The organism is Sphingopyxis sp., from assembly GCF_041916015.1.
In the GTDB taxonomy this organism is placed as follows: Bacteria; Pseudomonadota; Alphaproteobacteria; order Sphingomonadales; family Sphingomonadaceae; genus Sphingopyxis.
The window spans coordinates 44,052-68,928 of the sequence record NZ_JAYSAH010000076.1 but is presented as its reverse complement, the minus strand read 5'-3'; the positions used below and the strand labels follow the sequence as shown (position 1 = coordinate 68,928).

The 24,877-nt window shown below is 65.0% G+C and carries 29 protein-coding genes, 1 tRNA gene and 1 other RNA gene; 15 read left to right on the top strand and 16 right to left on the bottom strand.

Translation table 11 applies throughout. From position 1 onward, the window contains the following. Positions 1-5: 5 nt before the first annotated feature. Positions 6-1,019 carry a polyprenyl synthetase family protein gene (locus tag ACE3SL_RS11220; protein WP_374525817.1) on the bottom strand — a complete coding sequence of 338 codons (1,014 nt, stop codon included), beginning with the start codon at positions 1,017-1,019 and terminating at the stop codon, positions 6-8. A 104-nt stretch (positions 1,020-1,123) separates the two neighbouring features. Here ACE3SL_RS11220 and ACE3SL_RS11215 point away from each other — a divergent pair, with 104 nt between their 5' ends. Genes ACE3SL_RS11215 through ACE3SL_RS11205 form a run of 3 tightly spaced genes read left to right on the top strand, consistent with a single transcriptional unit; the run spans position 1,124 to position 3,183 of the window. Then, complete coding sequence (locus ACE3SL_RS11215) at positions 1,124-1,411, top strand: chorismate mutase (protein ID WP_374525816.1); 288 nt, start codon at positions 1,124-1,126, stop codon at positions 1,409-1,411. After that, positions 1,408-2,097, top strand: a complete 690-nt coding sequence (locus tag ACE3SL_RS11210) for a glutathione S-transferase N-terminal domain-containing protein (RefSeq protein WP_374525815.1) — start codon at positions 1,408-1,410, stop codon at positions 2,095-2,097. The genes ACE3SL_RS11215 and ACE3SL_RS11210 overlap by 4 nt, the downstream gene beginning before the upstream one ends. Before the next feature lie 42 nt (positions 2,098-2,139). Further along, positions 2,140-3,183 (top strand): alpha/beta hydrolase, encoded by a 1,044-nt coding sequence (locus ACE3SL_RS11205; RefSeq protein ID WP_374525814.1) that lies wholly within the window; start codon positions 2,140-2,142, stop codon positions 3,181-3,183. Between the two features lie 30 nt (positions 3,184-3,213). On the opposite strand, the gene ACE3SL_RS11200 is transcribed toward ACE3SL_RS11205, so the two are convergent. The 12 genes from ACE3SL_RS11200 to ACE3SL_RS11145 form a co-directional block, all read right to left on the bottom strand. Then, the gene (locus ACE3SL_RS11200) at positions 3,214-4,518 is read right to left on the bottom strand and encodes a sensor histidine kinase (protein ID WP_374525909.1); all 1,305 of its coding nucleotides are present in this window, start codon (positions 4,516-4,518) and stop codon (positions 3,214-3,216) included. Positions 4,519-4,614: 96 nt separating this feature from the next. Continuing rightward, positions 4,615-5,277 (bottom strand): response regulator transcription factor, encoded by a 663-nt coding sequence (locus ACE3SL_RS11195; protein ID WP_374525813.1) that lies wholly within the window; start codon positions 5,275-5,277, stop codon positions 4,615-4,617. 118 nt (positions 5,278-5,395) lie between these two features. Next, entirely contained in the window at positions 5,396-5,704 is a 309-nt protein-coding gene (locus ACE3SL_RS11190) for a hypothetical protein (protein WP_374525812.1), read from the bottom strand. 100 nt (positions 5,705-5,804) lie between these two features. Further along, positions 5,805-5,879: transfer RNA gene (locus tag ACE3SL_RS11185), tRNA-Val, on the bottom strand. 166 nt (positions 5,880-6,045) lie between these two features. Then, complete coding sequence (locus tag ACE3SL_RS11180; RefSeq protein ID WP_003044445.1) at positions 6,046-6,318, bottom strand: HU family DNA-binding protein; 273 nt, start codon at positions 6,316-6,318, stop codon at positions 6,046-6,048. A gap of 162 nt (positions 6,319-6,480) precedes the next feature. Further along, positions 6,481-8,877 carry an endopeptidase La gene (lon, locus tag ACE3SL_RS11175; protein ID WP_374525908.1) on the bottom strand — a complete coding sequence of 799 codons (2,397 nt, stop codon included), beginning with the start codon at positions 8,875-8,877 and terminating at the stop codon, positions 6,481-6,483. 202 nt (positions 8,878-9,079) lie between these two features. After that, positions 9,080-9,415, bottom strand: coding sequence for a YbaB/EbfC family nucleoid-associated protein (locus ACE3SL_RS11170; RefSeq protein WP_374525811.1), 336 nt, complete (start codon positions 9,413-9,415; stop codon positions 9,080-9,082). Continuing rightward, on the bottom strand, positions 9,412-11,124 hold the full coding sequence (locus ACE3SL_RS11165; protein WP_374525810.1) for a DNA polymerase III subunit gamma/tau: 1,713 nt from the start codon (positions 11,122-11,124) through the stop codon (positions 9,412-9,414). Before ACE3SL_RS11165 ends, ACE3SL_RS11170 begins: the two co-directional genes overlap by 4 nt. Before the next feature lie 191 nt (positions 11,125-11,315). Further along, positions 11,316-11,413: signal recognition particle sRNA small type (ffs, locus tag ACE3SL_RS11160), an RNA gene on the bottom strand. A gap of 37 nt (positions 11,414-11,450) precedes the next feature. Next, a complete protein-coding gene (gene bla, locus ACE3SL_RS11155) occupies positions 11,451-12,335 on the bottom strand; it encodes a class A beta-lactamase (protein ID WP_374525809.1) in 885 nt (294 codons plus the stop codon). Next, positions 12,335-12,670 carry a 2Fe-2S iron-sulfur cluster-binding protein gene (locus ACE3SL_RS11150; protein ID WP_374525808.1) on the bottom strand — a complete coding sequence of 112 codons (336 nt, stop codon included), beginning with the start codon at positions 12,668-12,670 and terminating at the stop codon, positions 12,335-12,337. Before ACE3SL_RS11150 ends, bla begins: the two co-directional genes overlap by 1 nt. After that, positions 12,671-13,762, bottom strand: coding sequence for a cysteine desulfurase family protein (locus ACE3SL_RS11145; protein ID WP_374525807.1), 1,092 nt, complete (start codon positions 13,760-13,762; stop codon positions 12,671-12,673). A 139-nt stretch (positions 13,763-13,901) separates the two neighbouring features. On the opposite strand from ACE3SL_RS11145, the gene ACE3SL_RS11140 reads away from it, so the two are divergent. Continuing rightward, entirely contained in the window at positions 13,902-14,558 is a 657-nt protein-coding gene (locus tag ACE3SL_RS11140; RefSeq protein WP_297661633.1) for an alpha/beta hydrolase, read from the top strand. 6 nt (positions 14,559-14,564) lie between these two features. Here the strand turns inward: ACE3SL_RS11140 and ACE3SL_RS11135 are convergent, their stop codons facing one another. Then, positions 14,565-14,729 (bottom strand): hypothetical protein, encoded by a 165-nt coding sequence (locus ACE3SL_RS11135; protein WP_374525806.1) that lies wholly within the window; start codon positions 14,727-14,729, stop codon positions 14,565-14,567. 147 nt (positions 14,730-14,876) lie between these two features. Here ACE3SL_RS11135 and rpiB point away from each other — a divergent pair, with 147 nt between their 5' ends. The 6 genes from rpiB to ACE3SL_RS11105 are packed head-to-tail and all read left to right on the top strand — an operon-like array spanning position 14,877 to position 18,318. After that, positions 14,877-15,329: a ribose 5-phosphate isomerase B gene (gene rpiB / locus ACE3SL_RS11130; protein ID WP_374525805.1), complete on the top strand. Its 453-nt coding sequence runs from the start codon at positions 14,877-14,879 to the stop codon at positions 15,327-15,329. Beyond that, positions 15,326-16,633 carry a serine hydroxymethyltransferase gene (gene glyA / locus ACE3SL_RS11125; RefSeq protein WP_374525804.1) on the top strand — a complete coding sequence of 436 codons (1,308 nt, stop codon included), beginning with the start codon at positions 15,326-15,328 and terminating at the stop codon, positions 16,631-16,633. Before rpiB ends, glyA begins: the two co-directional genes overlap by 4 nt. A 5-nt stretch (positions 16,634-16,638) precedes the next feature. Continuing rightward, positions 16,639-16,857: a hypothetical protein gene (locus ACE3SL_RS11120; protein WP_374525803.1), complete on the top strand. Its 219-nt coding sequence runs from the start codon at positions 16,639-16,641 to the stop codon at positions 16,855-16,857. 3 nt (positions 16,858-16,860) lie between these two features. Then, positions 16,861-17,328, top strand: coding sequence for a transcriptional regulator NrdR (nrdR, locus tag ACE3SL_RS11115; protein ID WP_374525802.1), 468 nt, complete (start codon positions 16,861-16,863; stop codon positions 17,326-17,328). After that, positions 17,325-18,053 carry an RNA methyltransferase gene (locus ACE3SL_RS11110; protein WP_374525801.1) on the top strand — a complete coding sequence of 243 codons (729 nt, stop codon included), beginning with the start codon at positions 17,325-17,327 and terminating at the stop codon, positions 18,051-18,053. Before nrdR ends, ACE3SL_RS11110 begins: the two co-directional genes overlap by 4 nt. A 28-nt stretch (positions 18,054-18,081) precedes the next feature. Continuing rightward, positions 18,082-18,318 (top strand): hypothetical protein, encoded by a 237-nt coding sequence (locus ACE3SL_RS11105; protein WP_374525800.1) that lies wholly within the window; start codon positions 18,082-18,084, stop codon positions 18,316-18,318. A gap of 7 nt (positions 18,319-18,325) precedes the next feature. Here the strand turns inward: ACE3SL_RS11105 and ACE3SL_RS11100 are convergent, their stop codons facing one another. Further along, positions 18,326-18,634: a chorismate mutase gene (locus ACE3SL_RS11100; RefSeq protein ID WP_374525799.1), complete on the bottom strand. Its 309-nt coding sequence runs from the start codon at positions 18,632-18,634 to the stop codon at positions 18,326-18,328. A 187-nt stretch (positions 18,635-18,821) separates the two neighbouring features. On the opposite strand from ACE3SL_RS11100, the gene rpsD reads away from it, so the two are divergent. The 5 genes from rpsD (at position 18,822) to ACE3SL_RS11075 (ending at position 23,921) form a co-directional block, all read left to right on the top strand. Further along, positions 18,822-19,433: a 30S ribosomal protein S4 gene (gene rpsD / locus ACE3SL_RS11095; RefSeq protein ID WP_374525798.1), complete on the top strand. Its 612-nt coding sequence runs from the start codon at positions 18,822-18,824 to the stop codon at positions 19,431-19,433. A gap of 119 nt (positions 19,434-19,552) precedes the next feature. After that, on the top strand, positions 19,553-21,241 hold the full coding sequence (locus tag ACE3SL_RS11090; protein WP_374525797.1) for a M28 family metallopeptidase: 1,689 nt from the start codon (positions 19,553-19,555) through the stop codon (positions 21,239-21,241). 121 nt (positions 21,242-21,362) lie between these two features. Next, the gene (locus ACE3SL_RS11085) at positions 21,363-22,346 is read left to right on the top strand and encodes an agmatine deiminase family protein (protein ID WP_374525796.1); all 984 of its coding nucleotides are present in this window, start codon (positions 21,363-21,365) and stop codon (positions 22,344-22,346) included. A 59-nt stretch (positions 22,347-22,405) separates the two neighbouring features. Continuing rightward, on the top strand, positions 22,406-23,257 hold the full coding sequence (aguB, locus tag ACE3SL_RS11080) for an N-carbamoylputrescine amidase (protein ID WP_374525795.1): 852 nt from the start codon (positions 22,406-22,408) through the stop codon (positions 23,255-23,257). A 19-nt stretch (positions 23,258-23,276) separates the two neighbouring features. Continuing rightward, positions 23,277-23,921: an FABP family protein gene (locus ACE3SL_RS11075; RefSeq protein ID WP_374525794.1), complete on the top strand. Its 645-nt coding sequence runs from the start codon at positions 23,277-23,279 to the stop codon at positions 23,919-23,921. 3 nt (positions 23,922-23,924) lie between these two features. Here the strand turns inward: ACE3SL_RS11075 and ACE3SL_RS11070 are convergent, their stop codons facing one another. After that, entirely contained in the window at positions 23,925-24,551 is a 627-nt protein-coding gene (locus ACE3SL_RS11070; RefSeq protein ID WP_374525793.1) for a PilZ domain-containing protein, read from the bottom strand. Positions 24,552-24,877: the final 326 nt, after the last annotated feature.

Below are 24,877 nucleotides of genomic sequence, written 5' to 3'. Positions count from 1 at the left end.
CGCCCTCAATAAGCGCGCGCGACCGCGAAAGCGACCGCTTCAGTCAGCGCCGATTTCGCCTGGCTCGCACGGAAGCCGCCGATCGCATCGACCGCGCGCTGGCCGTAATGCCGCGCCCGCGCCAGCGTATCGGCGATCGTGTCGTGCTTCAGCAGCAAGGATTTCGCATGGGCGAGGTCTTCGTCCGATGTCTTGTGTCCGACGATCGCCTGCTTCCAGAACTCGCGCTCCCCGGCGTTGCCGCGCGCATAGGCGAGGATGACGGGCAGCGTCACCTTGCCGTCGCGGAAATCGTCGCCGACGCCCTTCCCCATCGTCTCCGCATCGGAGACATAATCGATCGCATCATCGACAAGTTGAAACGCGATACCCAGGTTGCGGCCATAGGCGTCGAGCGCGGCTTCGGTCGCGTCGTCGCGCTCGGCGACCACCGCGGCGATCTTGCATGCCGCGGCGAACAGTTCGGCGGTCTTGGCATTGATGATCGCGAGATACTGATCCTCGCTCGTCTCGATCCGCCGCTGCGCCGAAAGCTGGTTGACCTCGCCTTCCGCGATCACCGCCGAGGCTCGAGAAAGGATTTTCAGCACTTTCAGCGACCCATCCTCGACCATCACCTCGAACGCGCGGCTGAACAGGAAGTCGCCGACGAGCACCGAGGCGCTGTTGCCCCAGATGATGTTCGCGGTCTTGCGGCCGCGGCGGAGGTCCGATTTGTCGACGACATCATCGTGGAGCAGGGTCGCGGTGTGGATGAACTCGACCGCGGCGGCGAGCTTACAGTGCCGGCGCCCCGGATAATCGAGCAGCTTGCCGCAGGCGAGCGTCAGCATCGGGCGCATCCGCTTGCCGCCGCCCGCGATCAGGTGGCCGGCAAGTTCCGGAATCAAGGGCACTTCGGACTGCATCCGGTCGAGAATGACCGAATTCACCTCGTTCATGTCGGCGGCGACGAGCGCCATCATCGGGTCGAGCGAGGGCGGCCGGTCGCCATGGAGCAGGTGGATTTCCGCAGTCATATCGCCGCGAGCCTTGGCCGCGAGCCCGCAAATTTGCAACGACTTTCGGCTTGCCTTGCTCCCCTGCCCGGTGCCAAGCCTGCCGGACACAAGAGGAGCCGTGCATGGACGATCAACTCAGCCGTTACCGCCAGAGCATCGACAATATCGACGCGGCGCTCGTCTATATGCTGGCCGAGCGGTTCAAGGTGACCAAGGCGGTCGGCGAGCTCAAGGCGCGGATCGACCTGCCCCCTGCCGACCCCGGCCGCGAGGCGCGACAGGTCGAGCGGCTCCGCAACCTTGCCCGCGACGCCGATCTCGACCCCGATTTCACCGAGAAATTCCTGCGCTTCATCATCGACGAAGTGATCCGTCACCATGAACAGGCCAAGCGGGAGAGCGAGGCATGACCCATCCAATCTTCGCCAAATGGCCCGCCGAACATCCCGACCGGCTCCAGCTTTTCGGCGCGCCGACCCCCAACGGCGTCAAGGTCAGCATCATGCTCGAGGAATGCGGCCTGCCCTATGAGGCGCACCGCATCGACATCATGGCGAACGAAAGCCACGACCCCGCCTTCCTCGCACTCAACCCCAACGGCAAGATTCCCGCAATCTACGACCCCGACGGCCCTGGCGGAAAGCCGCTTGCCCTGTTCGAATCGGGCGCGATCCTCATCTATCTCGCCGACAAGACCGGGCAGTTCCTGCCGAAGGACGGCGGCGCGCGCTACGAGACGATCCAGTGGCTGATGTGGCAGATGGGCGGCGCGGGGCCGATGTTCGGTCAGCTCGGTTTCTTCCACAAATTTGCAGGTCGCGACTATGAGGACAAGCGCCCGCGCGATCGCTACGCGGCGGAGTCGGCGCGGCTGCTCGGCGTCCTCGACGGCCGGCTCGACGGGCGCAGCTGGATCATGGACGAGGATTACAGCATCGCCGATATCTCGCTGCTCGGCTGGGTGCGCAACCTGATCGGCTTTTACGACGCCGCCGAGATCGTGGGCTTCGAGCGGTTCAAGCATGTCCAGGCATGGCTCGAGCGCGGGCTGGCGCGGCCGGCGGTACAGCGCGGACTGGTGGTCTGCGCGGCCTGAGGCCGCACAGTGGATAAATAGTCGCCGGTTCCGCCGGGGCGCTTGCCCGCCGCAGATAGATCGGTCACCGTGAGCGCGCGATGGGATTGCCTGCCGTGCCCGGGGGACGATATGCCGCGACGGTCCAAACTCATAATAGCCTGCAGCCTCGTCTTCGTCGCCGGGATCGCTTCAGTGAGTGGAGACGTCGAGGCGAAGGCCGTTCCGACCGCTCCGGCATCGCAGGGCGTCTGGCAACCCCCGTCCGGGCTCCAGCAGATACCGATCTGGCCCGACGCCGCACCCGATATGCCGGGGACCCCGCAGCCACCGGAAAGTGCCGTCACCGTGGACCGTCCGGTCGCCGGACGTTTCATCGCCAATGTGTCGGTTCCGACAATGACCGTGTTTCCCGCCCAGGGTCCGAACAGCGGCGTATCGATGATTGTCTTCCCCGGCGGCGGCTTTCAGGGGCTCGCGATCGATCTGGAAGGGACCGAGATATGCGACTGGATGACCGCCAGGGGCATTACCTGCGTACTCCTGAAATATCGCGTTCCAAAGAGCGCCCATTATTGGGACAAGGATTGCCATTGCCACATCACGCCCGACGTTCCCCGCGCGCTTCAGGACGCGCAACGGACGATCCGGCTGGTCCGCAAACAGGCGAAGAACTTGCAGATCGATCCCGCCAAGGTCGGCGTGATTGGCATGTCTGCTGGCGGATATCTCGTGGCGCAAACCAGCAACCTGTTCGATCCCGTCTATAAGCCGGTCGACGATGCCGACACGCTGAGCAGCCGCCCCGATTTCGCGGTCGCGCTCTATCCCGGTCATCTTTGCCGCGAAAGCGCGAAGCTCGACCCCGGCCTGCCTGTTACGAAGCGAACCTCCCCGACTTTTCTGTTGCAGGCCTGGGACGATCCGGTCGACGATATATGCAACACCACCGTCTATGCGCGCGCGCTCGACGATGCCGGCGTATCCGCCGAGGTCCATCTGTTCGCCAAGGGCGGGCATGCATTCGGGTTGAGGCCGACAGAACATGCCATTACCGGTTGGCCGTCGCTGGTCGAAAACTGGCTGAAAGAAATGGCATTTCTCTAGGGGGCCGACCCTGACGCCATCCGCGATGCCTTACCCTGCTGGTAGCCGCAGCCGGACGAGCAACCCACCGAGATCCTCGCTTTCCTCCAGCGCGATGCTGCCGCCGTAGATCTCCGCGACGTCGCGGACGATCGCGAGCCCGAGCCCCGTCCCCGGCTTGCCGCTGTCGAGCCGCACGCCGCGGTCGATGACGCGCTCGCGGTCGGCGGGCGAGATGCCCGCGCCATCATCCTCAACAAGGATTTCGGCCATGTCGCCGTCGCGCTGAATCGTGACAAAGACGCTGCCGCCGCCGTATTTGGCGGCATTCTCCAGGAGATTGCCGATCAACTCGTCGAGATCCTGCCGCTCGAGCCGCGCGACCAATGCCCGGTCGCCCGCCGCATCGAGGCGGACGCTGGGATAAAGCAGCCCGACCGCGCGCGAAACGCTATCCACGCTGTCGCGGATATTGGCGCGCGCCTGCGCCGCGCCGCGCCGCCCGACCGCGCGGGCACGCGCGAGATGGTGCTCGACCTGGCGCTGCATCGTCGCCGCTTCGCGCCGGACGGTGTTCGCAAGCTCGCTGTCCGATCCCGTCGCGCTGTTGACGAGCACGGTGAGCGGGGTCTTCAGCGCGTGCGCGAGATTGCCCGCGTGCAGCCGCGCTTCCTCGGCCTGCTTCTCGTTATGCGCGAGCAGCGCGTTGAGCTCATCGACCATGGGTTGCACCTCGAGCGGCAACGGCGCTGTGACGCGGCGGTTCTGCCCGCCGCGCATCGCCGCGATCGCTCGGCGGATATGACGCAGCGGCAGCAGGCCATAGAAGGTCTGGAGCGCGGCGAGGATGATCAATCCGAGCCCGAGCAGCGCGAGACTGGGAATCAGGGTCGCGCGCACGGCGCGAATCTGAAGATCGAGCGCGTCACGCGACTGCGCGATCTGGAAGCGCCAGTTGGTCTTGCTGCCCGGCAGGATGACGTTGCGTTCGAGCACGCGCAGTTCCTCATCGGGGAACTGGTTGCTGTTATAGGTATGGAGCGCATTGTCGATATGCTCGCGCGGCGGACGCAGCGTGCGTTCCCACAAGGATCGCGACCGATAGGGTTCCTGCCCGCCACCGCTGATCTGCCAGTAAAGGCCGCTATAGGGCTCGAGGAAGCGCTGGTCGCCGAGCGGTTCGATCAGCCGCACCTCGCCGTCGGGGCCGATTTCCGAAGAGCGGATCATCGCGATCAGCACATATTCCAGGCTCGAATCGAAATTGCGGGTGATCGCGCCGGTCAGCACGCGGTCGAGCGCGAAGCCGCCGCCGATCAGCAGCAGCGAAATCCAGATCGTCGCGATCGCGATCATGCGCCGCGCGAGCGAGCCGGTGATGCGGCTCGTCAGGGCGACGGGCTTGGCCGGGTCGGTCGCTACCGCCGAGGCGACATCGGCTTCGGCCATGCCTTACGAAGGATCATCGAGTTGGTAGCCGAGACCGCGGATCGTGGTGATGATGTCGGCGCCCAGCTTCTTACGGATGCGGGTTACGAACACTTCGATCGTGTTCGAATCGCGGTCGAAATCCTGATCGTAGATATGCTCGATCAGCTCGGTGCGCGACACGACCTTGCCCTTGTGGTGGAGCAGATAGGAGAGGAGCTTATATTCCTGCGCGGTCAGCTTGACCGGCTCACCGTCGAGCGTGACGCGGCCCGAGCGGGTGTCGAGGCGGACCTTGCCGGCGATGAGTTCGCTCGACGCGTTGCCCGCGGCGCGGCGGATCAGTGCGCGCAGACGCGCAATCAGTTCCTCGGTCTGGAACGGCTTGGCGAGATAATCGTCGGCGCCCGCGTCGAGCCCCGCGACCTTGTCCGACCAGCTGTCGCGCGCGGTCAGGACGAGCACCGGGAAATTGCGCTTCTCCTTCCGCCAGCGGTCGAGCACCGTGAGCCCGTCGATCTCGGGCAGGCCGAGGTCGAGGATCGCGGCGTCGTAATTTTCGGTCGAGCCCAGAAAATGGCCGTCCTCGCCGTCGGTCGCGAGATCGACGGCATAGCCCGCCCCTTCCAGCGTCGCCTTGAGCTGCGGTCCCAGCGTGGGTTCGTCCTCGACAATCAAAATCCGCATTCGGGCGCCTTTCCTTTGCGTGCCGGACAGCGCCGGCCGCTCTTCATGCGTTCCTGTATCAAGTCCGAACGCCCATCGCAAAATCTCGTTGCGGCAGCCGTCCGAACGCTTGGGAATGTCAGGGTTTGCGGCCGACGATCCGGCCGCTGCGGGCATCGACATAGACGATAACGACCTGCGAGCCGTCCATGAACTTCAGGGCATAGATCATCCGGCCGGCGTCGAACTGCGGCCCGCCAAGATAGGTCATGCCGCTATAGGGTGGGCGCGACTTCACCTCGGCGATCAGGCGGTTGAGCGGAATCACCTGTCCCTGCGCCGCCGCGTCGCGCAAATTGTCCTGGTCGCGGTCGCCCCGCGCGGCTGCGGGCACGCCAGCGGCGAGCAGCGAGACGGAAGCGAGGGTGATGGTCAGAATGCGGAACATGTCCACGGCCCTAGTGCGGATGCATTGAATAGGCGATGAATGAGGCCGACAGCCGATATCCGGCTTGCTCTGCGCCCTATCGGGGAACGCTTCGGAGGAATGGTGGGCGCGACAGGGATTGAACCTGTGACCCCACCCGTGTGAAGGGTGTGCTCTACCGCTGAGCTACGCGCCCATTCCGATGCCGGCCACAAAGGGACGGCGTTTCCGAAAGCCGGACGGCCATAGCCGCTCGCGCCGGTAATGCAACGGCCATTTGCCGAATTTCGGCTTGGCGATGCAAATCGGGCCGCAGCTTGCGCCACGGCCCGAGATGGTTTCATCAAAAGATGCCGCCAAACTTAGTTGACGGCGTCCTTGAGGGCCTTGCCGGCCTTGAACTTGGGCTGGTTCGACGCCGCGATGGTCATCGTTTCGCCGGTGCGCGGATTGCGGCCGGTCGAGGCCTTGCGCTTGCTGACCGCGAAGGTGCCGAAGCCGACGAGACGGACTTCGCCGCCCTTCTTGAGCGCGCCGGTGATCGAATCGAACACGGCTTCCACCGCCTTGCTGGCATCGCCCTTGGTCAGGCCGCTCGAGTCAGCGACGGCGGCGATCAGGTCTTGTTTGTTCATGCCTAAGGAACCCCTGTGTGTGGTTGGTTGATTGAATGATTCATGGCCCGAAGCCATGGCGCGCCACTAACGATGTTTCGGACCGGCTTGTCAAAGCAAAAAACGCCAAAAACCGCCCCAAAATGCGGTTTTTGCGATGAAAAGCCGTCCCGGCGATCCCGATCAGTGCCGAATCGCGCTTTCGGGATCGCCGCCGGACGCGATCGGCGGCGAAGCGGCGAGTTCGTCGGCTTCGGTCCACTCGATCGGTTCGACCGGGCTGACCAGCGCCTCGGCCAGCACCTGATCGACATGGGTCACCGGAATGATCTTCAGCGATCGGGTAATGTTCGCTGGAATCTCGACCAGGTCCTTTTCATTTTCCTCAGGAATGAGGACCGTCGTGATCCCGCCGCGCAGCGCCGCGAGCAGCTTTTCCTTGAGGCCGCCGATCGCGAGCACGCGGCCGCGGAGCGTCACCTCGCCGGTCATCGCGACATCCTTGCGCACCGCAATGCCGGTGAGGGTCGAGACCATCGCCGTCACCATGCCGACGCCCGCCGACGGGCCATCCTTGGGCACCGCGCCTTCGGGCAGGTGGATATGGATGTCCTTGCGCGCGAACAGGCTGGGCTTGATGCCATAGGCCGGCGCGCGTGCCTTCACGAAGGAAAGCGCCGCCTGCACCGATTCGGTCATCACTTCGCCGAGCTTGCCGGTGGTGCGCACCTGCCCCTTGCCCGCGACGGTGACCGCCTCGATCGTCAGCAATTCGCCGCCGACCTCGGTCCAGGCAAGGCCGGTGACCGCGCCGACCTGATCCTCGCGATCCGACACGCCGTGGCGGAATTTCCGCACGCCCGCGAATTCCGACAGGTTCTCGGGCGTGACGATGACACTCTCCGCTTTCCCTTCGAGAATCTTGCGCAGCGCCTTCCGTGCCAGCCGTGCGATCTCGCGCTCGAGCGTGCGGACGCCCGCCTCGCGGGTGTAATAGCGGATGAGGTCGCGCAGGCCCTCTTCGGTCAGCTCGAACTCATGCGCCTTCAGCCCGTGCGCCTCGACCTGCTTCGCGATCAGGTGACGCTTGGCGATCTCGACCTTCTCGTCCTCGGTATAGCCTTCGAGGCGGATGATCTCCATGCGGTCGAGCAAGGGCTGCGGCAGGTTCAGCGAATTTGCGGTCGTCACGAACATGATGTCCGAAAGATCGACGTCGATTTCCAGATAATGGTCCTGGAACTTCGCATTCTGTTCGGGATCGAGCACCTCGAGCAGCGCCGACGCCGGATCGCCACGGAAATCCTGGCCGAGCTTGTCGATCTCGTCGAGCAGGAACAACGGGTTCATCGTGCCGGCCTTTTTCAGGTTCGTCACGATCTTGCCCGGCAGCGAGCCGATATAGGTGCGGCGGTGGCCGCGGATTTCGGCTTCGTCGCGCACGCCGCCGAGCGACTGCCGCACGAACTCGCGGCCCGTCGCCTTGGCGATGCTGCGGCCGAGCGAGGTCTTGCCGACGCCCGGAGGACCGACGAGGCAGAGGATCGGGCCTTTGAGCTTGTTGGTGCGCGCCTGCACCGCCAGATATTCGACGATCCGGTCCTTGACCTTTTCGAGCGCATAATGATCGTCGTCGAGAACGGCTTGCGCCTTGGCGATATCTTTCTTGAGCTTCGACTTCTTGCCCCACGGCAGACCGATCAGCGTGTCGAGATAGTTGCGCACGACCGTCGCTTCAGCCGACATCGGCGCCATGGCGCGCAGCTTCTTCAATTCGGCGTTCGCCTTGGCCTTGGCCTCCTTCGACATTTTGAGGCCGTCGATCTTGAGCTGCAACTCGCCAAGGTCGTCGCCGCCCTCGCCGCCGTCGTTACCGAGCTCGCGCTGGATCGCCTTCAACTGCTCATTGAGATAATATTCGCGCTGGCTCTTTTCCATCTGGCGCTTCACGCGGCCGCGAATCTTCTTCTCGACCTGCAGCACGCCGAGTTCGCCTTCCATGAAGGCGAAGACCATTTCGAGCCGCTTCGCGGGCGCATCCTCGACGAGAAGCGCCTGCTTGTCGGACACCTTGATGTTGAGATTGCCCGCGACCGAGTCGGCGAGTCGCGATGCGTCGTCGATCTGCGAGAGCTGCACCGCGGTCTCGGCGGGCATCTTCTTGTTGAGCTTGGCATAGCTTTCGAACTGGTCGACGACCGAACGCATCAGCGCCGCGGTATCGACGCTGTCGTCAACCGTGTCGGCGAGCGGCTTGACGCTCGCCATCACCGCCTTGCCGTCATCTTCGAGGTTCAGCAGCTTCGCGCGCTCCTTGCCCTCAACGAGCACGCGAACGGTGCCGTCGGGCAGCTTGAGCAATTGCAGGACGGTGGCGATCACGCCGGTATCATAGAGGTCGTCGCGCTGCGGATCGTCCTCGCCCGGATCGAGCTGGGCGACGAGGAAGATTTCCTTGTCGCTCTCCATCGCGGCTTCGAGCGCGGCGACCGAGCGGTCGCGGCCGACGAACAGCGGAACGATCATATGCGGGAAAACGACAATGTCGCGCAGCGGCAACAGGGGAAAAGATTGCGTCATCATGGCTCCTGGAGGCGCGCCGGAACCGGCCGCGCGTCCTTCCTTATAGGCACTTCGTCGCTAATATGGCGTAACTTGCCGCGCATTCAATGACGCAGGGCTGAATGAGAAAAAGCGCGTCGCCCCCGCGAAGGCGGGGGCCGTTGTCGTTTTAGCAGCCAAGCCGGTCAAGACCGATAGCGCGCGGGGGCGACGGTTTCGATCAGAACGGCAGTTTGAACCCCGGTGGCAGCGGCAGGCCGCTGGTCATCTTGCCCATTTCCTCGTTGCTCGCGGCGTCCGCCTTTTCGCGCGCGTCGTTGAACGCGGCGGCGAGCAGGTCCTCGAGCATCTGTTTGTCCGACGGCACGATCAGGCTGTCGTCGATGTGGATCGCCTTGATCCGGCCCTTCGCGGTCGCGCGAATCTTCACGAGCCCGCCGCCCGAGACGCCCTCGACCTCGACGCTGTCGAGCTTCGCCTGCGCCTCCTGCATCTGCGCCTGAACCGTGGCTGCGGCTTCCTGCGCCGCCTTCATCATTTCTTCGATCGATTTCATGGATTGGACCTCTGGTGATTATTGTCGTCTTCGACAAGCCTGGCATCGGGGAAAGCGGCCAGAGCAGCCTTCACGACGGGCAGTTCGCGGATGCGCGCGTCATTGTCGGCAAGCTTCGCAGCCTTCATCTGCCCCAGGCTCGGCCGTCCCTCGCCTTCGCCGACGCGGACCTGCCAGCGGCTGCCGGTCTGGTTCAGCAGCGCCTCGCCCAGTCTGCGCGCGAAATCGCCTTCGAGCGCCGGTGCAGCCGCATAGACGATCAAGCCGGGTTCGAGCTCGATAAGCTGGAGATGATCATAAACTTGCAGTGCAAGCTGATGATTACCGGTGCTTTCGAGCAGATGGTGAATTTGCGCGATGGTCAGCGCCGCAGCCGGCGCCTCGACGCTTGCCGCAACGGGCGCTTCCGCGACCGGCACCGCCGCCGCGCTTTCCTGTCCGGCGGGCGCCGCCGGGGCCGCGAGCGGCATCGTCGGCACGCCGCCCGATTCGAGCAGTTTCGCAAGCTCTCCCGGATCGGGCAGCGACGCGGCATAGATCACGCGGAGCAGCAGCATTTCGAGATGCTCGAGCGGATTGTTCGCGCGCAGCACCTCGTCATGCCCCTTGAGAAGTAGCTGCCAGAGGCGGTTCAAGGGCGCAAAACCCAGCTTTTTCGCCCAGTCGCCGATCCGCTCGCGGTCGCCCGCGGCGAGCGCGGGATCGTCGTGGCGCGAAACCTTGGCGAGCGTGATCGCGTGGGTCAGGTTCATCAGCCCGCGCACCATCGCGACCGGCTCGATCCCCAGCGCATATTGCGCGCGGGCAAGGTCGATCGCCCCGCCGCTGTCGCCTTCGAGGATCGCCGCCATCAATTGGGTGATCGCGGTACGGTCCGACAGGCCGAGCATGATGCGTACCTGATCGGCGCCGATGCTGCCGCCGCCATCGAGGTCGGCGTGGGCGATCGCCTGGTCGAGGATCGACAGCCCGTCGCGCACCGATCCCTCGGCGGCGTTGGCGATCAGCCAGATCGCCGGCGCCTCGGCCTCGACGCCTTCCTTCTGCAGGATGGCGCTGAAATGGGCGAACAGCATGTCGGGCGTGATGCGGCGGAGGTCGAAGCGCTGGCAGCGCGACAGCACGGTCACCGGCACCTTGTTCACTTCGGTGGTCGCGAACAGGAATTTGACGTGCGGCGGCGGCTCTTCGAGCGTTTTCAGCAGCGCATTGAAGGCGTTACGCGACAACATATGCACTTCGTCGATGATGTAGATTTTGTAACGTGCCGACACGGCGGCATAGCGCACAGCCTCGATGATCTCGCGCACATCGTCGACGCCGGTGTTCGACGCGGCGTCCATCTCGATCACGTCGATATGGCGACCCTCGGTGATCGCGCGGCATGGCTCGCAGACGCCGCACGGGTCGATCGTCGGCCCGCCCTGCCCGTCGGGGCCGATACAGTTCAGCGCCTTGGCAATCAGCCGCGCGGTCGAGGTCTTGCCGACCCCGCGCACCCCGGTCATCAGAAAGGCATGCGCCAGCCGGTCGCGCGCGATCGCGTTGCCGAGCGTCTTCACCATCGCATCCTGACCGATCAGTTCGGCAAAGGTCTGCGGGCGATATTTGCGCGCAAGGACGCGGTATGGGCCGCTCGAAGCCGGCGGCGCGGTCTCGGGCATGTCCATCCCCAGCATCGGGATATCGTCGTCAGCGGAATCGCTCATGGGGTCCGTCTTAGGGGGCGGCGACGGTCTTGTCGAAGGGGAAAGGCGACCGTCTGCTTCCCATTTTTTCGTCATGCTGAACTCGTTTCAGCATCCATGGCCCGCCTTGGCCATCTAGCACCACATCAAACGAGAACACAGGCCATGGACCCTGAAACAAGTTCAGGGTGACGACGCAACGAAAGGTGGTTTGGGGTGGGAGCCGGAACGACCCGCAGCGAATTCGTTGCGGCTGCTTCCTTCCGGACCTGACCGGGTTGGCGAAGACTGCGTCCGCCCGACTCCCGCGGCGCATATGGCGGCGGCGGCGCGGAAATGCAAGCTGGTCAGTCGATCGGATTCTCGGCGACCGCACGCCCGACTTCGGCAAGCAAGCCATTGGCGGCATCATCGGAAACGCTCGGGCGATCGAGATAGGCCGCGACCATATATCTGCCGCCATCGGGCGCCTCGATGAAGGCAACATCATTATAGGCGGTGCCGCACGTCCCCGTCTTGTCGCCGGCGATCCACGCCGGCGGCAATCCGGCGCGAAGCCGCGCCCAGCCGGTTTCGCTGTCGATCAGCCAGCTTCGTAGCATCCGCCGGTAGTCGGAGGCCAGATGATCGCCATAGACGAGCCGCGCCGCGCTTTTCGCCATCGCCGCGGGACTGGTCGTGTCGCGCGGATCGCCGGGCGCATTTTCGTTGAGGCCGGGCTCGGCACGGTCGAGCCGCGTCACCGTGTCGCCCATCGCGCGAAGCTGCCGGGTGAAGCTCGCCGGACCGCCGGTCGCCTTCAGGATCAGATTGGCGGCGGCATTGTCGCTGACCTTGACGATCTGTTCGGCGGCGAAGCCGAGACGGAGTTCGCCGGCCGCGAGTTGCGTCTCGCTATAGGGCGAGTGCGGCAGCAAATCGGCCCCGGCGAACGGCAGCGGCGTGCGGAGCGACAGCCCGCCATGGGCTGCGCCGCGCAGCACCTGTCCCGCGAGCAGCAGCTTGAAGGTCGAGCACATCGCAAAGCGCTCGTCGGCGCGCTGCCCGAAGAGCAGCCGCCCGGTGGTGTCGGTCACCGCAATTCCAAGACGCCCGCCCGAACGGCGTTCGATGTCGGCAAGCCGCTTGGCGAGGATCACCGAATCGCCCGTCGGCTCGCGCACCGGCGTCGATGACGAGGACGCGCACCCCGCCGACATCAGCAGCACCGCGGCGGCAAAGACCGACCGCATCAGCGCGGCGCCTGCATGTTGCGGCTTTCGGCAGGAATATGGACGGTGAGCCCGTCGAGCTCCTCGGTCAGGACGATCTGGCACGACAGGCGGCTCGTCCGGCGCACCCCGGCGGCAAGGTCGAGCATATCCTCCTCCATGTCGCTCGCGGGCGGCAGGCGACCGAAATCCTCCTTCGCGACGATGACATGGCAGGTCGAGCAGGCCATCTGCCCCTCGCACGTCCCCTCAAGCGGCATCAGATGCGCCTGCGCGACGTCGAGGAGACTCTCGCCGGGATTGGCCTCGGCCTCGGTGCGCCCCTTGCCGTCGGCGTGGATGAAGGTGACGCGCACTCAATTCACTCCCTGAAGCCGCGCCGCATCCTTGATCGCGTTCAGGCCGTCGCGCAACGCGGCTTCGGTCGTATAGCGTCCCCATCCGAGACGGATCGAAGAGCGCGCATTGGCCTCGCTGACGCCCATCGCACGGAGGACATGGCTGACCTTGCCCGACCCGCTGCCGCACGCGCTGCCGAGCGAGAAAGCGACACTGCGGGCGTCGGACATCAGGCGAAGGCCGTTCACCCCTTCGCGGCGGATGTTGAGGTTGCCGTGATAGCGCGGGCTCGCCGCACCATTGAGCGTCCATTCGGGAAGCATCTCCATCGCAAGCGACCAGAGCCGCTCGACATGTTCCGCATCCCCGTCGAAGCGCTCGGCCGCGAGCGCCGCCGCAGCGCCGAAGCCGGCGCAAAGCGCGGGCGACACGGTGCCCGAACGCATCCCCTGCTCTTGCGCACCGCCGAACATCAGGGGCTCCAGGTCGATCCCGTCGCGCACCCATAAGGCGCCGATGCCCTTGGGCCCGTGGACCTTGTGCGCGGACAGCGCGATCAGATCGGCCTGCTCTGGGATGGCGACGCGGCCATAGCCCTGCACCGCATCGCAGAGCAGCAGGCTGTTCTTCGCATGGGCGGCGGCGGCGAAATCGGCGACCGGCTGGATCGTTCCGACCTCGTTATTGACGAGCATCGCCGCGACAATGCCATTTTCGGGGATCAGCGCCTCGTCGGGCGGCAGCGCCAGTCCGGCGCCATCGACCGGCAGGATAGTCGCGTTCAGCCGCTCGAGGCATTGCAGCGACGCGGCATGTTCGATGCTGAGCCCCGCAACGCCGCCGGGCTTGGCCTGAGCTCCACGAAACAAGGCCCAGTTGAGCGCCTCGGTCGCACCCGAGGTGAAGAAGACGCGCCCACCCTTCGGCAGCAGCGCCGCGACCTGATCGCGCGCGACCTCGACCGCGGCCGCGGCGGCGCGGCCGGCCTTGTGGGTGCTCGAGGGGTTGGCGAAGCCATCCCCCTCGCCCGGGCCTTCCAGCCAGCGCAGCATCGCCGCGCGCGCCTCGGGAGCCAGCGGCGTCGTGGCCTGATAGTCGAGGTAAATCATTCTGCGAAACGATCCTTGTTGCGAACGATTCGCAAAAGTTGCAAGTCGAGACCTGTTTTCTATATAGGCGCGCATCTCGCTCCGCCACCCCGCCCTCCGGCGAATCGGTGGCAAGCCCCTGAACCATGAAGGTGCGCCCATGCCCGACGTCATTTTCCCCGGCCCCGAGGGCCGCATCGAAGGCCGTTTCTCGCCGCCGCCGCGCCCGCGCGCGCCGGTCGCGCTGATCCTGCACCCGCATCCGCAGGGCGGCGGCACGATGAACGACCGCATAACCCAGGCGATGTACAAGAGCTTCGTCGCGCGCGGTTTCGCGGTGCTCCGCTTCAACTTCCGCGGCGTCGGCCGCAGCCAGGGCACGTTCGACAATGGCATCGGCGAACTGAGCGATGCTGCCTCGGCGCTCGACTGGGTGCAGTCGATCCATCCCGAAGCGCAGACGACCTGGGTCGCGGGATTCAGCTTCGGCGCGTGGATCGGCATGCAGCTGCTGATGCGCCGCCCCGAGATTCGCGGCTTCCTGTCGGTCGCTCCGCCGGCGAACATGTATGATTTCAGCTTCCTCGCGCCCTGCCCCTCGTCGGGCATCATCGTCGCGGGCGGACAGGACGAGATCGTGCCCCCGCCAGCGATCCAGAAGCTGGTCGACAAGCTGCGCACGCAGAAGGGCATCACGATCCATCACGACGAGATCCCGCGCGCCAACCACTTCTTCGAGCATGAGCTCGACCAGCTGATGAAGTCGCTCGACAATTATCTGGATATGCGGCTCGCGCCCGATTCGCCGATCCGCTGACGTCGTTTACTGCGCCGGAATCAGCCAGATCGCCACATTGGCGAACATGACCAGCGCCGCGACGAGCATCAGGAGCGCGCGGCGCCGGTCGCCATGGCGAAAGACCATGACGGCGCCGACGAGCAGCGCGATGGCGCCGAGCATGACGATCGAAAGCAGCGTGTCACCCATGGCCGCGCTCTACGCGGGCGCCCATGGGCGGTCAAACCCGCTTTGTGACAAAATAGGGTCGAAAAAGCGCCCTGCGGCGGTGGCCAAGATCGAAAGCTTCGCCTAAAGGGCCGTCATCGATTCCCTTTGCCTTGCGGGAGCCGCGCCATGCGCATCGCCATAGCCTCTGACCACGCCGCCTGGGAGCTCAAAGCCCTGCTCGCCGACTGGCTGCGCGCCGAGGGCCATGAGGTCGCCGACCTCGGCACCAACGGCCCCGACAGCGTCGATTATCCCGACTATGGCTACCGCCTCGCCGCGGCCGTCGCCGACGGCAGCGCCGACAGGGGTGTCGCGCTCTGCGGCTCGGGGATCGGCATCTCGATCTCGGTGAACCGCAATCCCGCCTGCCGCTGCGCACTCGTTTCCGAACCGCTGTCGGCGAAGCTGGCGCGCGAGCATAACGACGCCAACGTCATCGCGCTCGGCGCGCGGCTGACCGGCATCGACATGGCGAAGGCGTGCGTCACCGCCTTCCTCGCCACCGATTTCGCCGGCGACCGCCACGCGCGCCGCGTCGACAAACTATCCAATCCGCCTCAACTGGAGACCAGCCGATGACCACCGAAACGCTCGACAAGCCCATCAAATCGGCCGGCTATTTCACCGACGGCGTCGGCACGGCCGATCCTGCGGTCGCCGCGGCGATGAAGCATGAACTCGAACGCGAACAATATCAGATCGAACTGATCGCGTCGGAGAATATCGTCTCGAAGGCGGTGCTCGAAGCGCAGGGTTCGGTGTTCACCAACAAATATGCCGAAGGCTACCCCGGCCGCCGCTATTATCAGGGCTGCGCCCCGTCGGACGAGGTCGAGACGCTCGCGATCGACCGCGCGAAAAAGCTGTTCGACTGCAATTTCGCCAACGTCCAGCCGCATTCGGGCGCGCAGGCGAATGGCGCGGTGATGCTCGCGCTGACGAAGCCCGGCGCGACGATCCTCGGCATGAGCCTCGACGCGGGCGGCCACCTGACCCACGGCGCGGCGCCCGCCATGTCGGGCAAATGGTTCAACGCGGTGCAATATGGCGTGCGCGCCGACGACCATCTCGTCGATTTCGATCAGGTCGCGGCGCTGGCCAAGGAGCATCGCCCTGCCCTCATCATCGCGGGCGGCTCGGCCTATCCGCGCACGCTCGACTTCGCGCGCTTCCGCGCCATCGCCGATGACGTCGGCGCGCTGCTGATGGTCGATATGGCGCATTTCGCGGGCCTCGTCGCGGGCGGCGCGCACCCCTCGCCGATGGAGCATGCGCATGTCGTCACCACGACGACGCACAAGACGCTGCGCGGCCCGCGCGGCGGCATGATCCTGACCAATGACGAAGCGATCGCCAAGCGCATCAATTCGGCGGTCTTCCCCGGCCTGCAGGGCGGGCCGCTGATGCACGTCATCGCCGCCAAGGCGGTCGCCTTCGGCGAAGCGCTGCGCCCCGAGTTCAAGGATTACGCGAAGGCGACGATCGCCAACGCGCAGGCGCTCGCGAACCGGCTAAAGGCGCGCGGCGCCGACGTCGTTGCCGGGGGCACCGACACGCACCTCGCGCTGATCGACCTCCGTCCGCTCGGCATCACCGGCCGCGACGCCGACGAAGCGCTCGAGCGCAGCGCCATCACCTGCAACAAGAATGGTGTCCCCTTCGATCCGCTGCCGCCGGTCAAGACCAGCGGCATCCGCGTCGGCTCGCCCGCGGGCACGACGCGCGGCTTCGGCATCGCCGAGTTCGAGGAAATCGGCGATATGGTCGCCGACGTGCTCGAAGCGCTGCGCGACAAGGGCGAACATGGCGACGCCGATGTCGAGGCGGATGTTCGCGGCCGTGTCCGCGCGCTCTGCGAGCGCTTCCCCATCTATCAGGGATAAAGGCGATGGCGCGGCAGCATCCCGAGGAACCGACGCTGGTCGAACTGACGATCGAAGAGGTCAAGGCGATGGGCAAGCAAGGGATCGATCATCCCTCGACGCGCCCTGTCCTGACCGGCGGCGCCCTCGGCGCGATCGCCGGCGCGGTGCTGCCGGTCGTCACCTGGCCGGTCGGCCTGTTGGCGGGGGCAGCGATCGCGCTCTATTCGCGGGTGAAACGCTGACCAATGCGCTGCCCTTATTGCGGACATGAAGACAGCCAGGTCAAGGACAGCCGTCCGACCGAGGACGGCGCCGCGATCCGCCGCCGCCGCCAGTGCGAAGACTGCGGCGCGCGCTTCACCACTTTCGAACGTATCCAGCTTCGCGAGGTCGCGGTCCTCAAGGCGGACGGCGGGCGCGAGCCGTTCGACCGCGAGAAATTGATGCGCAGCGTCCAGATCGCGTGTCGCAAGCGCCCGATCGACGGCGCCCGGATCGAACGGCTCGTCTCGGGCATCCAGCGCCAGCTCGAAACTTCGGGCGACAATGAGGTGCAGGCGTCGCAGATCGGCGCGATGGTGATGGAGGCGCTGAAGGGCTTCGACAATGTCGCCTACATCCGCTTTGCCAGCGTCTATCGCGACTTCACCGAAGCCAAGGATTTCGAGGAATTCGCCTCGACCATTTCGGAGGCGGCACGGCCGAACAAATGACCGCGGCCGCCCCGCCCCCCGTCATCGTTCTGGTTCGACCGCAGCTTGGCGAGAATATCGGCAAGGCGGCGCGGGCGATGCTCAATTTCGGCCTGACCGAGTTGCGTCTGGTCGCCCCGCGCGACGGCTGGCCGAATCCCGACGCGGGTCCGGCGGCGTCGGGCGCCGATGTCGTACTTGCCGAAGCGGCGGTGTTCGACACGCTCGCCGAGGCGGTCGCCGATTGCACCACCATCTATGCGACGACCGTCCGCAAGCGCGGCGTGACGAAGCCGGTACTGACGCCCGAGGAGGCAGCGCGCGAGGTTCATGCGGATGCCGGCCGCTCGGCCTATGTCTTCGGGCCCGAACGCTCGGGGCTCGAAACCGACGATGTCGCGCTCGCACACAAGATCGTCACCGTTCCGATCAATCCCGAATTCGGCTCGCTCAATCTCGCGCAGGCGGTGATCCTGCTCGCCTATGAATGGTCGAAGGGCGTCGCGCTCTCAAGCCCGCCCGAAGTGCCGCTCGATCCGCCGGCACCGCATGGCGAGATGGAGCAGCTGATCCAGCATCTGATCCGCGACCTCGATACGGCAGGCTATTTCTTTCCCGCCGACCGCACCGAGGCAACGCTCCGCACCTTGCGAACCACGCTCACCAAAACCGGCTGGTCCTATAATGATATCAGGATGATGCACGGAATCATAACCATCCTTGGCAGGACACCCAGATCGCGATAACGGGACGTATCCCGATATGGAGTCCCTCATGTTTTCTCTTTTTCTTTCCCTGATGCTTGCCGTTGCGGCCCCCGAGGCCGCAACCGCCTCGGAGCAACCGGCAAGCACCGCCAAGCCGCCGAAGCCCAAGAAAATCTGCTATAATCAGGTCAACACCGGGTCGCGCATGAAACGCACGATCTGCAAAACCCAGCAGGAATGGGACGAACAGCCGGCCGACATGCGCACCGATTCGCGCTTCAACGGAACCGCCGGCCGCAACTAAAGCCCGTTCAGGCGCGGAGACGGTCCCACCGGATCGCCTCGTGCGCGATCGACTGCTCGACCAGTTCGTTCCACACCGCGCGAATGCGTTGCGGGTCGAGCCCGGACGCTTCGGCCTCGCGCGCAACATTGTCGAGTACCTCGGCCTTGCGCGCTTCGTCGCGCACGGTTCCCCGATCGGTCTTGATGCGCGCCGCGGCGTCCATGTAACCGAAACGGCGAACGAGCAGCGCGACAAGTTCGCGGTCGACCTGATCGACCCCGACACGCACTTCGGCCATGGTTTCGCATTGTTCGGGCAGTTTGGCGGATGTCATGCGCGCCGCCTTTAACGGCTTTTTCCGCGCTGTCGAGCTTGACTCAGCGGCAGCGTCCGTCTAACGGCGCGCCTTCGCAAATTGACCCCGCACCCCGGTGAAGCGGCGGTCGCACAGGACATCTTTCCTGTGGTGCGATCCGGGACACGCCGAAATCCCTCGGCACACAGCAAATTGGAGACGACATATGTCGAAGCGCCAGAGCGCCAAGTATAAACTCGACCGCCGGATGGGCGAGAACATCTGGGGTCGCCCGAAGAGCCCGGTCAACCGCCGCGAATATGGCCCCGGCCAGCACGGCCAGCGCCGCAAGGGCAAGATGTCGGACTTCGGCATCCAGCTTCGCGCCAAGCAGAAGCTGAAGGGCTATTACGGCGACATCACCGAGAAGCAGTTCAAGAAGAATTATTTCGAAGCGTCGCGCATGAAGGGCGATACCGGCCAGAACCTCATCGGCCTGCTCGAACGCCGCCTCGACGCGATCGTCTATCGCGCCAAGTTCGCGCCGACGATCTTCTCGGCGCGCCAGCTCGTCAGCCACGGCCACGTCTATGTGAACGGCGTGAAGTGCAACATCGCGAGCCGCCTCGTGAAGCCAGGCGACGAAGTCACCCTCGGCAAGAAGGCGCAGGAAATGGCGCTGGTCGCCGAAGCGCAGAGCCTGCCCGAGCGCGATCTGCCGGAATATCTGGCCCTCGACGGCACCAAGGCGACCTTCGTGCGCGTTCCGACGCTCGACGAAGTTCCCTATCCGGTGAAGATGGAACCGAATCTGGTCGTCGAATTCTATTCGCGCTGATCGGGTTTCCACCGAAACATGTTCAGAAGGGCGGTCCGAAAGGGCCGCCCTTCTTGCATCGGCGCCGCGCGACTGGCACAAGCCCGATCGTCGCAAACGAAACTTTCCAAGGAAATTCCATGCTTCGCTTCCCCCGATCCGCCGCGGCCTTCGCGGTCCTTCTGTCCGTTGCCGGGTGCAATGGCTCCGACAAGGCCGCCGGCCCCGATGCCGTGGCCATTCCCGACGTCCAGATTCCCGAGCTGTCGCTGGCAACGCTGCAGGAGGTGACCAAGGAATTGTCGTCGGACGCCTATGAAGGCCGCGCACCCGGCACCGCGGGCGAGGAAAAGACTATCGCCTATATCATCAAGAAATATCAGGAAGCGGGCCTGAAGCCCGGCAACAACGGCAAGTGGACGCAGGACGTCCCGCTGGTCGAGATCACCGCGAAAAACGCGACCCCGCTCAGCTTCACCGGCGGCAAGACGCCGGTCACCGCGCAATATGCGAAGGACTATGTCGCGTTCAGCTGGCGCGTGCAGCCGAAGACCGAGATCAAGGACAGCGACGTCGTCTTCGTCGGCTATGGCATCAACGCCCCCGAAAAGGGCTGGAACGACTATGCCGGGCTCGATGTGAAAGGGAAGACGGTCGTCGTCCTCGTCAACGATCCCGACTGGCAGACGAAGGAAGCCAAGGGCGAATTCAACGGCCGCGCGATGACCTATTATGGCCGCTGGTCGTATAAATATGAGGAAGCCGCGCGGCAGGGCGCCGCGGCGGTGCTGATCGTCCACGATACCGAACCCGCCGCCTATGGTTGGAACGTCGTCGAATCGAGCAACACCGGCACGCAATATCTTGCCGAAAGCAAGAATGGCGGCGCCGACCAGACCGTCGCCAACGGCTGGATTCAGCTTCCCAAGGCGAAGGAATTGTTCGCGAGCGCCGGGCAGGACTTCGACAAGCTGCGCGCCGCGGCGGGCCAGAAGGGCTTCAAGGCGGTCCCGCTGACCGGCGTGAAGGCGTCGCTGAGCTTCGACAACGAGATTTCGAAGAAGCTGTCGCACAATGTGATCGGCGTGCTGCCGGGGGCCAAGCGCCCCGACGAATATGTGCTCTATACGGGCCATTGGGACCATCTCGGCCGCTGCACGCCGGTGAAGGGCGACGACATCTGCAACGGCGCGGTCGATAATGCGAGCGGCATTGCCGGCCTCGTGACGCTGGCGCAGGCCTATCAAAAGGCGGGCGCGCCCGACCGCAGCGTCGTCTTCCTGGCGGTCACCGCCGAGGAATCGGGCCTGCTCGGCTCCAAATATTATGCCGATAATCCGGTCTTCCCGCTCGCCCAGACCGTCGGGGGCGTGAACATGGACGCGCTGAACGCGATCGGCCCGACGAAGGACATCGTGGTCGTCGGCCGCGGCAAGTCCGAGCTCGACGCCTATGTCGCCAAGCTCGCCCAGATGGACAAGCGCGTGATCAAGGACGAACCGACCCCCGAAAAGGGCTTCTACTATCGGTCGGACCATTTCAGCTTCGCCAAGCACGGCGTGCCGATGTTCAACTTCGGCAGCGGCGACGATCTGGTCGCAGGCGGGGTCGAGGCCGGCAAGAAGGCGGCGGAAGATTATGAAAAGAACCGCTACCACGCACCGGGTGACGAATATGAGGCGATCACCAACTGGGACGGCATGCTCGCCGACCTCCGCCTCTATTATGCCGCGGGGCGGATGCTGGCGATGACCGACGCCTGGCCGAACTGGGTCAAGGGCGACGAGTTCCGCGCCGCCCGCGACAAGTCGCGTCCGGCAGCAAAATAAGGCATCCTTCCCTCCGTTCGTGCTGAGCTTGTCGAAGCACCGTTCTTCTTCGACGCCCAAAGAAAGAACGGCCCTTCGACAGGCTCAGGGCAAACGGTTGGGGATGATTCAGGACAGGATCATGACGCTGAGAATGCCCGCCGAATGGGCGCCGCACGAAGCGGTGTGGATCGGCTTTCCGCACCTCGACGAGGAATGGGCCGGCCGGATCGACGCCGCGCGCGCCGACGTCGCCGCCTTTGCCAACGCCGTCCATGACGGCGGCCGCGGCGAAGAGGTGCGGCTGGTCGTCAACGACCTGGCGCAGGCGGAGATCGCCGCGGGACTCGTCGAGGCGGGCGTCCGCATCCTCGTCCAGCCGCTCGGCGATATCTGGCTGCGCGACACCGGGCCGATCATCGCGGGCACGGGTGCCGCACGCCGCGCGCGCAACTTCGAATTCAACTGGTGGGGCGAGAAATTCGTCATGCCGGGCGATCAGGAAGTCGGTGCCGCGCTCGCCGCGGCGAGCGGCCTGCCGGTCGACGACCAGGACTGGGTGCTCGAAGGCGGCGGCATCGACGTCGACGGCACCGGCCTCTGCGTCACCACCGAGGAGTGCCTGCTCAACCTCAACCGCAATCCGACGCTAACGCGTGAGGACATTGCGGTCAGGCTGCACCAGTCGCTCGGCATCGACCGGCTATTGTGGCTCGGTGACGGATTGATCGGCGATCACACCGACGGGCATGTCGATAATCTCGCGCGCTTCGCCGGTGAAGGGCGGCTTGCGCTGCCCGTCGCGGCGGGAAGCGACGACCCCAATGCCGAAATCTACGCTGACGCCCGCGCGCGCGCCGCAGCGTTCGGTGGGGTCGAGATCGTCGACCTCCCCTCGCCCGGCCGTGTCGAGATCGACGGCGAACTCGCGGCCGCGAGCTATATGAACTTCTACATCGGCAATACGGTGGTCGTCGTGCCGACCTATGGCGTTCCAAACGACCGGGCTGCGGTCGATACGCTCGCTGCGCTCTTCCCCGACCGCCGCACCGTTGGCGTTCCCGCGCGCGGGATCATCGTCGGCGGCGGCAGCTTCCATTGCTCGAGCCAGCAGCTTCCGGCCTAGCATCGGGCGCGAAGCCCCTTATATTCGGCCCCGAATCCTGCCCATCCCCGGACCATTCCATGACCCGCACCATCACAGTCGCCGCGCTGCAGCTTCCCCTGCCCGGCCCCGTTCAGCCCAATATCGAGGCCGTGACCGCGCTCGTCGAAGCGGCGGCGGCGAAGGGCGCGCAGGTCATTTTGCCGCCCGAACTGTTCGAGGGCCCCTATTTCTGTCAGGTCGAGGAAGAAGAACTCTTCGCGACCGCGCGCCCGACCACCGAACATCCCAGTGTCGTCGCGATGCAGGCGCTCGCCGCGAAGCTGAAGGTCGCGATCCCGACGAGCTTCTTCGAGAAGGACGGCCCGCATTATTACAACACGCTCGCCATGATCGGCCCCGACGGCGCGATCATGGGCACCTATCGCAAGAGCCATATCCCCGACGGCCCCGGCTATGAGGAAAAATATTATTTCCGCCCCGGCAACACGGGCTTCAAGGTCTGGGATGTCTTCGGCACGCGCATCGGGATCGGCGTCTGCTGGGACCAATGGTATCCCGAATGCGCGCGCGCGATGGCGCTGATGGGCGCCGAACTGCTCTTTTACCCGACCGCGATCGGCAGCGAGCCCTATGACGCCGATCTCGACACCAGCCGCATGTGGCGCCGCGCGATGCAGGGGCACAGCGTATCGAACTGCATGCCGGTGATCGCCGCGAACCGGATCGGGACCGAGGGCGACGCCAGTTTTTATGGCCACAGCTTCATCACCGACGAATGGGGCGATATGACGCAGGCGTTCGGCGCAAGCGAGACGGGCGTGCTGGTCGAGACGATCGACCTCGACCGCGCAGCGAAGCATCGCGCTGGCATGGGCTTTTTCCGCGACCGGCGGCCGCAGCTTTACGGCCGGCTGATCGAAGATATCTGACATGGCCAAGGGGGCGAGCATGGACATACCCGACGACATCTTCACCGAGCCCGAGAATGTCGATCCCGAGACGCTCGCCAACCTCGGCCCGCTCCGCCGTCTCGCCGGCATCTGGGAGGGGACACGCGGCGTCGACGTGAATCCCAAGGCCGACGGCCCCGAAACGCGCAAATATTATGAGCGGATCGAGATGCAGCCGATCGACCCGCAGGCGAATGGTCCGCAACTCTTTTACGGGCTGCGCTATCACGTCCATATCAACACGCGCGAGGAAGAGATCACCTTCCACGATCAGGTCGGTTACTGGCTGTACGAGGCCGCGACCGGGCTGATCCTCCAGACGCTCGCGATTCCGCGCGGTCAGATCGCGATCGCCGCGGGCCATGCGAAGCCGGGCGACAAGAAGCTGAACCTGCGGGCCGAGCGCGGGCAGACCGAATATGGCATTTGTTCGACAACCTTCCTCGACCTCGCCTTCCGCACCGACAGCTACGAGCTGACGGTCGATTTCCACGACGATGGATCGTGGAGCTATGTCCAGGACACGATGCTGATGGTGAAGGGCCAGCCGGAGCCCTTTCGCCACCGCGACCATAACAGGCTGGTGAAAATCGCCGAGCCCGATCTCAACCCCTGGGCGAAGATCGTGAAGGGCGCGGCCTAATCGTCAGTTTTGAAAGCGGCGGATGCTTTCGAGGTCGGCGCGGTCAAGCGGCTGCGTCAGCCACAATCCGCCGCGCCCGGCCTTCGACCAGCGGACGATCGCCTTGCGGCGGATGCCGCCGGCCAGCACCAGTTCGACTTCCTTGCCGACTTCCAGATGGCCGTCGTGGACATAGCCGGCACCGCTTTGCGACAGGTCGACAAGTTCGATCGCGCTCGTGCCCTCGTCGGTGACCAGTTCGGCGCGCGTATGCACCGGCAGGCGCGGCTGGCGATAGCCGCTCGCGCGCTGCTCGGACGCGAGCTGCTTCAGTACGGCGGCGACATCGACTTCCTCGTCGAATTCGACGCCGCAGCGCCCCCCTTCCGACCAGACGACCCTGCCCCGCACGATCACGGCATCCGAAAGCGCGATCTCGAGCGGCTCGCCGACCGTGATCGGTACGTCGGCGGCCAGCATCATGCCGCGATCGGACATATTGCGCACCCGCCATAGCCCGACATCGCCGTCGCGCTTCACCTTGGCGATGCGCCACACGGTGCGGTAGCGGTCGGAACCGCGACGGTCCGTCTCGGCGCCCAAATCGGCAGCCGGTTCAGGCGATGTCGTGGAGAGGAGCGGTTTCTTCATGCCATCCTCGTTCGAAGCAGCACCGGGGGAATGGGGAAATGTCATCACGATACTATGAACCACCTGGGCGCTGCCGCCGCACAATAGAGAAATTCCGTATATTATTCAACGATACTACGGGGCGTAGTTAACATAAGTGAAACGAATTGGTCTGGACCTTGGCAAACCATGGCTTCCGAATATGAATAAAATCCCATTTTGCAGATTTTAACGACGCCAAACTGGCAATATTAAAGGGCCGCCGGTTGCAGCGCTGCCCGCTGCGGCAAAGACCGCGTTCGGGAGGGGTGAACAAGTGGCCGCCATTACAATCGACGGGACCGGGC